This is a genomic window from Aeromonas caviae (assembly GCF_000819785.1).
GTDB classification, from domain to species: domain Bacteria; phylum Pseudomonadota; class Gammaproteobacteria; order Enterobacterales; family Aeromonadaceae; genus Aeromonas; species Aeromonas caviae.
This window is the reverse complement of the sequence record NZ_CDBK01000080.1, coordinates 1-9,243: the sequence shown is the minus strand read 5'-3', so window position 1 is coordinate 9,243 and position 9,243 is coordinate 1. Positions and strand designations below refer to the sequence as shown.

Sequence of the window (9,243 nt, the reverse complement as noted above, 5' to 3'; positions counted from 1 at the left end):
GCACGTCCGCTCCGAGTTCACAATCAAGCCCACCGCCGGGTTTGAAGATCAGTGGCAGTTTATCCGCAGCCAGCAGCTGCAAAGCTGAGTGCGCACATGCCCAGCGTCCCTGCGCCAGCAGGGTTGTGACAAAACGGGAGGCCTTGGCCTCCCTTGCTTTTTGTGGCACAAAAGAAAAGACAAGCACCAGATGCGACCCAGCTTGTCGCGCTCAAGTGTTAGATTCATCTGCCATAAATCTTCACACCAACAGGACATCCTATGGAACCCGAGATCATTACCGAAGCACAGACCTGGCTGACCAACAACCAGGGACTGATCATCGAGTATGCGGTCAACATCGCCGCCGCCCTGATCACCCTGCTGGTCGGTTACATTGCCGCCAACCTTCTCAGCGGTGGCGTGGTCAAGGTGATGCAGACCCGCAAGCTGGACACCACCGTCACCCACTTCGTCGGCAGCATCCTCAAATACACCATCCTGGTGTTCGTGGTGATCGCCGCCCTGGGCCGGGTCGGGGTGCAGACCGCCTCCTTCGTGGCCATCATAGGTGCCGCCGGTCTGGCCATCGGTCTGGCGCTGCAGGGCTCTCTCTCCAACTTTGCCGCCGGTTTCCTGCTCATCATCTTCCGCCCCATCAAGGCAGGGGAATTCATCGAGGTGGCAGGCACCAATGGCGTGGTGCAATCGGTCCAGCTCTTCACCACCACCCTCACCTCGGGTGACAACAAGATGGTGGTTGTGCCCAACTCCGCCATCCTCAACGGCACCATCGTCAACTACTCGCGCATGGATACCCGCCGCGTCGACATGACCTTCGGCATCGGCTACGGCTCCGACCTGCGCAAGGCCAAACAGATCCTGGAGCGGCTGGTGAGCGAAGAGCCCCGCATCCTGAAGGAGCCGGCAGCCACCATTGCCGTTGCCGCGCTGGCCGACTCCTCGGTCAACATCGTGGTGCGTCCCTGGGTCAAGACCGGCGATTACTGGGGTGTCTGGTTCGACTTCCACGAGAAGGTGAAGCTCACCTTCGACGCCGAGGGCATCGAGATCCCCTTCCCCCAGCGTGTGGTCCACATGCAAAAGACGGCGGATTGATCCTCGGTGTGCGTTCTCCAGTGCCAGCCTTCGGGCTGGCACTGTCGTGTCTGCCTTCTGTGACATGAAAAAACCGGCCACAGGCCGGTCTTGCGCACCAGGTCGCACCGCGTTCTCACCCCAGCCGGCGTGCAACCCGGTTGAGCAGGGGCTGCATCAGCACATAACCCCCCAGCACGGCTCCGATCACCGCCAGTACGCGGATCTCCAGCGTCGGCGCCGCATTGGCCAGCGTCAGGGTCAGCAAACCGATGAGGCCGGTGGCGATCAGGCTCAGGGCAAACAGGGATAACAGGGCTTTCATCTCGATCTCCTCATTCCACACCATTGATTCCATACCTTGGCCATCCCTGGGAGATCTCGTCCATTCAGCTCATATGGTAGCCAGCGTCTGTTGCCCGCCATTTGCGCCTGCTCAAAAAACCGTCCGATGAGCGTCTGTTGAATACCCTTTTATCTGTCACGCCAGCTTTCCAGAGCCACGGCCGTGCTCCCCTTGAAATGAAAGCCTTTTCAACCCGAACAAGCATGCGCGAACGCAAGATCCCGGGGTACTGGGTGACTCATAATCGCACTGTTTTGGTTGTACACTCCCTCGTTGCAGACAATTGGTAATGCTCTGTTACACGGGGCGCACGGAGTGCCCGGTATAATGCTCGCATAATAAGGTTTGGCGGGAGCCTTGCCTGCAAGGTTCAAACACAACTTGGAAGACTGATAATCCTATGAAAAATATCAATCCAACCCGGACCCAGGCCTGGCAGGCACTGGAAGCCCATTTTGCAGCCAACAAGGAGATGCGTCTCAAGGATCTGTTCGCACAGGATCCCAAGCGTTTTGACAAGTTCTCCCTCACCTTCGGTGGCGACATCCTGGTCGACTACTCCAAGAACCTGATCACCGAAGAGACCCTCAAGCTGCTGGTGAACCTGGCTGGCGAGACCGATCTGCGCAGCGCCATCGACGCCATGTTCAACGGCGACAAGATCAACATGACCGAAGGGCGCGCCGTACTGCACACCGCCCTGCGCAACCGCTCCGACCGTCCCATCGAGGTTGACGGCAAGGACGTGATGCCGGAAGTGAACGCCGTACTGGCCAAGATGAAGGGCTTCTGCGAGAAGGTCATCGGTGGCGAATGGAAGGGCTATACCGGCAAGGCCATCCAGCACGTGGTCAACATCGGCATTGGTGGCTCCGATCTGGGCCCCGTCATGATCACCGAGGCCCTGCGCCCCTACAAGAATCACCTGGAGATGCACTTCGTCTCCAACGTTGACGGCACCCACATCGCCGAGACGCTCAAGAAGATCGATCCGGAAACCACCCTGTTCCTGGTGGCCTCAAAGACCTTCACCACCCAGGAGACCATGACCAACGCCCTGACCGCCCGCGACTGGTTCCTCGGTCATGCCGGTGACAAGGCCCACGTTGCCAAGCACTTCGCCGCCCTGTCGACCAACGGCAAGGCCGTTGCCGAGTTCGGCATCGACACCGACAACATGTTCGAGTTCTGGGACTGGGTCGGCGGCCGCTACTCCTCCTGGTCCGCCATCGGCATGCCCATCGCCCTCTCCCTCGGCTTCGAGCACTTCGAGGCCCTGCTGCAAGGTGCCTTCGAGATGGACATGCACTTCGCCACTGCCGCCTATGAACAGAACGTGCCCGTACTGCTGGCCCTGATCGGCCTGTGGTACAACAATTTCCATGGTGCCGAGTCCGAAGCCATCCTGCCGTACGATCAGTACATGCATCGCTTCCCTGCCTACTTCCAGCAAGGCAACATGGAGTCCAACGGCAAGTACGTGGATCGCGACGGCAATCCGGTTGACTACCAGACCGGTCCCATCATCTGGGGTGAGCCGGGTACCAACGGCCAGCACGCCTTCTACCAGCTGATCCATCAGGGCACCAAGCTGATCCCCTGCGACTTCCTGGCGCCGGCCATCAGCCATAACCCCATCGGTGACCACCATCCGAAGCTCCTGGCCAACTTCTTCGCCCAGACCGAGGCCCTGGCCTTCGGCAAGAGCAAGGAAGCGGTGGAGGCCGAGTTCCTGGCCGCCGGCAAGACCCTGGAGCAGGTCAAGGATCTGGTGCCGTTCAAGGTGTTCGAAGGCAACCGCCCGACCAACTCCATCCTGTTCAAGCAGCTGACCCCGAAAACTCTCGGCTCCCTGATCGCCATGTACGAGCACAAGATCTTCGTACAGGGCGCAATCTGGAACATCTTCTCCTTCGACCAGTGGGGTGTGGAGCTGGGCAAACAGCTGGCCAACAAGATCCTGCCGGAGCTGGGCACCGATGAGGCCGTCACCAGCCACGACGGCTCCACCAACGGCCTGATCAACACCTGGAAAGCCTGGAAGGCCTGATTCTCCCGCCCTCCAGAACGCAAAAGCCCCGCTCGATGAGCGGGGCTTTTTTATAGGCTTCAATCTGTCTGTTTGCATCATCCGGACGACAGGCCAGGTGTCTAAGCCAGCCAGTAACGGGGATCGTCATCCCCGCCCCTTCCGATGCCGCTCAGCGAAGGCTTAACCGCCGACGGCAATACGCTTCATGTCCTTCATGTAACCACGCAGGGTCTGGCCGATCTTCTCGATCGGGTGGTTGCGGGTCGCTTCGTTGGCAGCCAGCAGGGCCAGGTTGTCCACCGCCTTGCTCTCGGCACGGGCACTGCCCAGGTCCCCTGCTTGCAGGGTCGGCATGAAGTGCTCGCGCAGCAGCGGCACGGCGGCGTTGGCGAACAGGTAGTTGCCGTACTCCGCGGTATCGGAGATGACCACGTTCATCTCGTACAGACGCTTGCGGGCGACGGTGTTGGCGATCAGCGGCAGCTCGTGCAAAGACTCGTAGTAGGCGGACTCTTCATAGATGCCGGAGGCCACCATGGTTTCGAACGCCAGCTCGACACCCGCCTTGACCATGGCCACCATGACCACGCCATTGTCGAAGTACTCCTGCTCGGCGATCTTGCCGGCATAGGCAGGGGCATTCTCGAAGGCGGACTTGCCGGTCTCTTCGCGCCAGCCGAACAGCTTGGCATCGTCTTCGGCCCAGTCAGCCATCATGCCGCGGGAGAACTCGCCGGCGATGATGTCATCCATGTGCTTCTCGAACAGCGGACGCATCAGGGTGCGCAGTTGCTCGGAGAGCTCGAAGGCACGCAGCTTGGCCGGGTTGGAGAGACGGTCCATCATCAGGCTGATGCCGCCCTGCTTCAGGGCCTCGGTGATGGTCTCCCAGCCGAACTGGATCAGCTTGCCGGCATAGGCCGGGTCAGTGCCCTCGGCAACCAGCTTGTCGTAGCAGAGCAGGGAACCGGCCTGCAGCATGCCGCACAGAATGGTCTGCTCGCCCATCAGATCGGATTTCACTTCCGCGACGAAGGAAGATTCCAGCACACCGGCACGGTCGCCACCGGTAGCAGAGGCCCACGCCTTGGCAATGGCCATGCCCTCACCCTGGGGATCGTTCTCCGGGTGGACGGCGATCAGGGTCGGTACGCCGAAACCACGCTTGTACTCTTCACGCACTTCGGTGCCCGGGCATTTGGGTGCAACCATCACGACGGTGATGTCGGAACGGATCTGCTGACCCTCTTCCACCACGTTGAAGCCGTGGGAGTAGCCCAGAGCGGCGCCCTGCTTCATCAGCGGCATCACGGTTTTGACGACGTCGGAGTGCTGCTTGTCCGGAGTCAGGTTCAGCACCAGATCGGCGGTCGGGATCAGCTCTTCATAGGTGCCGACCACGAAGCCGTTGTCGGTAGCCTTCTGCCAGGAGGCGCGCTTCTCGGTGATGGCGGCCTTGCGCAGGGCGTAGGAGATGTCCAGCCCGGAGTCGCGCATGTTCAGACCCTGGTTCAGGCCCTGGGCGCCACAGCCCACAATCACCACCTTCTTGCCCTTCAGCACGTTGCAGCCGTCCGCGAACTCTTCGCGCTGCATGAAACGACACTTGCCCAGCTGGGCCAACTGCTGACGCAGGTTCAAGGTGTTGAAATAGTTAGCCATGGTGATTGCTCCGTTCGATTGATTCCATGCCGGATAGCGGCGTTGTCGAAACCACTATAGCGCGGGACACTTATTGCCTGAACTGATATATTCGAAACAGTACGTTGCAGGAATTGAAATGTGATTTCCCGCAATTTCCCGCCGCCGAGCCATCGTGCTACAGGGCGCCTGACAACGCCGCAGGAATAAAAAGATGGACCTTCGCAATCTCGAACTGTTTCTCCACCTCGCCGACTCCCTCCACTTCGGCAAAAGCGCCGATGCCATGGCGGTCAGCCCCTCCACCCTGAGCCGCGCCATCCAGCGACTGGAGCAGGAGACCGGCTGCGTGCTCTTCGAGCGGGACAACCGCTCGGTGCGGCTCACCCCTGCTGGTGACAAGCTGCGGGAGTTTGGCGGTGCCTTGCTGCAGGAGTGGCGCCAACTCAAACAGGAGCTCAAGCGCAGCGACGAGCCGCTGCAAGGGCGGCTGCGGGTGTTCTGTTCGGTCACCGCCAGCTACTTTCTGCTGCCCGAGGTACTGGAACGCTTTCGTCGCCGTTATCCCCAGCTGGAGATCAAGCTGGAGACCGGCGACCCGGCACTGGCAGTGGACAAGATCCTGGCTGACGAAGCCGATCTCGCCATCGCAGCGAGGCCGGATGCGCTCTCGTCCAAGCTGGAATTCGCCAGCCTGCAACAAGTCCCTCTGGTGTTCATCGCCCCCCGCAATGCCCCCCAGCAGGGTCAGTGGTTCCCCCAGGGCGAACCTGACTGGGAGCGCCTGCCGCTGATCCTCTCCGAACAGGGGCTGGCCCGAAAGCGCTGTGATCAATGGTTTCGCAACAAGGGGATAGCTCCCAACATCTATGCAGAAGTGGCGGGCAACGAGGGCATCGTCGCCATGGTGGCCCTCGGCTTCGGTGTGGGTGTCGTGCCTGCCGCCGTCATCGATCACAGCCCCATGGGGGACAAGGTGCGTGTGGTCGAGCCCAAACCGGCGCTCAAGGCGTTCGACGTCGGTATCGCCGTGCTCAAGAAGCGGCTGGAAGAGCCGCTGATCCGCGCCTTCTGGGATACTGCACGCGGCCAGGGAGGCCTTCGCTGATCCGGCAGGCGTCGGAGCCACAGTGAGTGTCAAATGTATCAGTATGAAAGTGGGGGAGAAGAGGGGACACTGGCCGGCACCATCCAGCCACCATCAAGGAATAGAGCGTGAGCCAGCATCTTGTCGAAATCCGCAGTGCCATCCTGTTCGCAGAATATCTGCAAAGCCTCGGGGTCCAGCGCCATGAACTCGATCGGGAGCAGGAGATCTATCTCCAGGACAGGCACCTCGCCACGGTGCAATGCATTCAGGGGGAGCTGCGCTTTTATCTGCGCGCCAGCGCACTGGCCAGATCGTGATCCGCAATCGGTCACAGAACCCGCACGCAAAGCGTATTAGACTGGCACCATCCGTCCCCCTCGCCCCGGGGGCCACCACGAGGAGTGCCCATGAAACAAAGCGGCCTGGATCGGCTCTTCAAACCTCACTCGATCGCCGTCATCGGCGCCTCCAGTGATCCGCAGAAAGCAGGCCATGTGGTCATCCGGCACCTGCTGGCGGGTCAGTTCCAGGGCCCTATACTACCCGTAGCCCCCCGCAGCCAGGCCATCGCTGGCGTGCTCGCCTATCCGGACATAGAGAGCCTTCCCCTCTCCCCCGATCTCGCCATCGTCTGTACCCGGCGCGAACGGGTACTGCCGCTCATCGAGGAGCTCGGCAAGAAAGGAACCGGAGCCGCCATCATACTGGCCGCCCAGTTCTCCACTGACGAGCGCCTGCGGCTCAAGCATCTGTGCCAGCAATACGGCATCCGGCTGCTCGGCCCCAACAGCATGGGCATGCTGCTCCCCGGGCAGGGTATCAACGCCAGCTTTTCCCCCATTGCAGCGACTCCGGGACAGGTGGCGTTTCTCTCCCAGTCGGCAGCGGTCAGCACCACCATCCTGGATTGGGCCAAGCAGCGCGAAATCGGCTTCTCGGCCTTCATCTCCCTGGGCGATCATTGCGACATCGACTTTGGCCAACTGCTGGATCAGCTCTCCCGGGACGGGACGACCCGCGCCATCCTGATCTACATGGACAAGCTGCACGATGCCAGGCACTTTCTCTCCGCCGCCCGTGCAGCCTCGCGCAACAAACCCATCCTGATCCTCAAGAGCGGTCGGCATGACCCGGCCAACGGTCTCGACAATGTCTATGATGCCGCCATCCGCCGAGCTGGCATGCTGCGCGTCCGGGATACCCACGAACTGTTTGCCACTGTCGAGACCCTGAGCCACTCCCTGACCCTCAAGGGGGAGCGGCTCGCCATCCTCTCCAACGGGCGCGGCCTCGCCAACATGGCCGCAGACGTACTGCTGTCTCGGGGAGGCAAGCTGGCGATGCCACCCCTCGACATCGGCAGCGATGCAGATATCGAGGCCTACAAGAGTGCACTCGAGACGCTGCTCCAAGGGGACAGTGCCGATGCCATCCTGCTGATCCATGCACCGTCCCTCACCGCCCGAGGTGTCACCCTCGCCAGCAACCTGATCGACTTCATCAAGCAGCATCCCAGGGCCAGACGATTCAACATCCTGACCAACTGGGCAGGCGAATACTCCGCCCAGGAGGGGAGACGCCTGTTCAACGAGGCGGGCATCCCGACCTATCGCACCCCGGAAAGCGCCGTCACGGCCTTCATGCACATGGTGGAATATCGCCGCAACCAGAAGCAGTTGATGGAAACACCGGCCTCCCTGCAGGGCGACAGGCTCGATGTCGAGCGCTGCCAACAGCTCCTTGGGCAAGCGCTGGACCGCCAGCAGCGGGTGCTGGACACCCACCTGGCCCATCCCATCTTGCAGGCAGCCGGGCTATCCACCCTCGCGACCTGGATCGTTTCCGATGCCATAGAGGCCGCACTGACTGCAGAACAGATCGGCTACCCCGTAGCGGTGAAGCTGCGATCTCCCGACATCGCCCACAAATCCGATGTACACGGTGTCATGCTGAACCTGCGCACCTCGGCGGAAGTCGCCCAGGCGGCGGATGCCATTCTGGACAGGGTACGTCAGCACGATCCTGGCGCCCGCATAGAAGGGCTTCTGGTACAACGCATGGCACGCCGCAGCGGGGGTCTGGAGCTACGGATCCGCTTGCAGCAGGATCCGGTCTTCGGCCCCGTCATCCTGCTCGGGGAATCCGGCGCCGAGCCCCGCGAGATGGTCGCGGCCCTTCCTCCCCTCAACCAGGCACTGGCTCGCTACCAGATCATTGGTGCCCTCAAGGATGGCAAGATCCGCGAGCAGGCCAGTCCGGTACGGCTCGATATCGACGCCCTCGGCCAGGTGCTGTGCCAGCTCTCCGAGCTGCTGCTGGCCTTCCCCGAGATACAAGAACTGGATCTGCACCCGCTGCAGGCCTGTGGCGAAGAGATGGTGATCCTGGATGCCCGGCTCGTCCTGGCAGAGCGAGGACAGCAAGTGCTGCCACTGGCCATTCGCCCCTATCCCACCGAGCTGGAAGAGGGTGCCTGGCTGAAAGATCAGAGTCATGTGCTGCTGCGCCCCATTCGCCCCGAAGACGAGCCGGCCCACAAGCAGTTCGTGCGGCAGGTGTCTGATGAAGACAGGTACAAACGTTTCTTCGCCGACGTGGGGGAGCTGGGGCATGAGGAGCTGGCCCGCATGACCCAGATCGATTATGACCGGGAAATGGCCTTCGTCGCCGTGGGTCAGGACGGCCCTTTTAGCCAGCAGATCCTGGGAGTGGTGCGAGCCATTGCCAGCCCGGATCAATCGGATGCGGAGTTTGCCATCCTGGTCCGCTCAGACTTGAAAGGGCTCGGACTCGGCAAGTTGATGATGGAAAAGATCGTGCGCTACGCCAGAGAGCGTGGCATAGGCCAGCTCTCTGGCATGACCATGCCCAGCAATCGCGGCATGATCAATCTGGCCAAACGGCTCGGTTTCAAGATCGATATTCAGCTGGAAGATGGGATAGTCAATATGGAGCTGCCCTGTGCTGATCAGGTTGTATAACGATACAATTGTGGTGGTAAATCAACCAGATATGGATGGATAACGTGAATTTCAGGCAATAAAAAACCCCGCTCGA

General features: G+C 61.0%; 7 protein-coding genes and 1 pseudogene. 6 read left to right on the top strand and 2 right to left on the bottom strand.

The features are described from left to right. Both BN1120_RS21330 and BN1120_RS12870 read left to right on the top strand, forming a co-directional pair. Positions 1 to 88, top strand: a pseudogene (locus BN1120_RS21330) (nucleoid occlusion factor SlmA); the annotation flags it as partial. A gap of 173 nt (positions 89 to 261) precedes the next feature. Then, entirely contained in the window at positions 262 to 1,098 is an 837-nt protein-coding gene (locus tag BN1120_RS12870; RefSeq protein WP_039040993.1) for a mechanosensitive ion channel domain-containing protein, read from the top strand. 115 nt (positions 1,099 to 1,213) lie between these two features. Here the strand turns inward: BN1120_RS12870 and BN1120_RS12865 are convergent, their stop codons facing one another. Next, positions 1,214 to 1,402: a hypothetical protein gene (locus BN1120_RS12865; protein ID WP_029314882.1), complete on the bottom strand. Its 189-nt coding sequence runs from the start codon at positions 1,400 to 1,402 to the stop codon at positions 1,214 to 1,216. A gap of 421 nt (positions 1,403 to 1,823) precedes the next feature. On the opposite strand from BN1120_RS12865, the gene pgi reads away from it, so the two are divergent. Continuing rightward, a complete protein-coding gene (pgi, locus tag BN1120_RS12860; RefSeq protein WP_039040994.1) occupies positions 1,824 to 3,473 on the top strand; it encodes a glucose-6-phosphate isomerase in 1,650 nt (549 codons plus the stop codon). Between the two features lie 162 nt (positions 3,474 to 3,635). Here pgi and ilvC read toward each other — a convergent pair whose 3' ends face one another. Beyond that, a complete protein-coding gene (ilvC, locus tag BN1120_RS12855) occupies positions 3,636 to 5,117 on the bottom strand; it encodes a ketol-acid reductoisomerase (protein ID WP_039041087.1) in 1,482 nt (493 codons plus the stop codon). Positions 5,118 to 5,310: 193 nt separating this feature from the next. Between ilvC and ilvY the strand changes: the two genes are divergently transcribed. From ilvY to BN1120_RS12840, 3 genes are all read left to right on the top strand, one after another. Further along, entirely contained in the window at positions 5,311 to 6,204 is an 894-nt protein-coding gene (gene ilvY / locus BN1120_RS12850; protein ID WP_010676123.1) for an HTH-type transcriptional activator IlvY, read from the top strand. Positions 6,205 to 6,311: 107 nt separating this feature from the next. Beyond that, positions 6,312 to 6,503, top strand: coding sequence for a hypothetical protein (locus BN1120_RS12845; RefSeq protein ID WP_010676124.1), 192 nt, complete (start codon positions 6,312 to 6,314; stop codon positions 6,501 to 6,503). Between the two features lie 90 nt (positions 6,504 to 6,593). Beyond that, positions 6,594 to 9,167, top strand: a complete 2,574-nt coding sequence (locus BN1120_RS12840) for a bifunctional acetate--CoA ligase family protein/GNAT family N-acetyltransferase (RefSeq protein WP_042016390.1) — start codon at positions 6,594 to 6,596, stop codon at positions 9,165 to 9,167. The last annotated feature ends 76 nt before the right edge of the window (positions 9,168 to 9,243 follow it).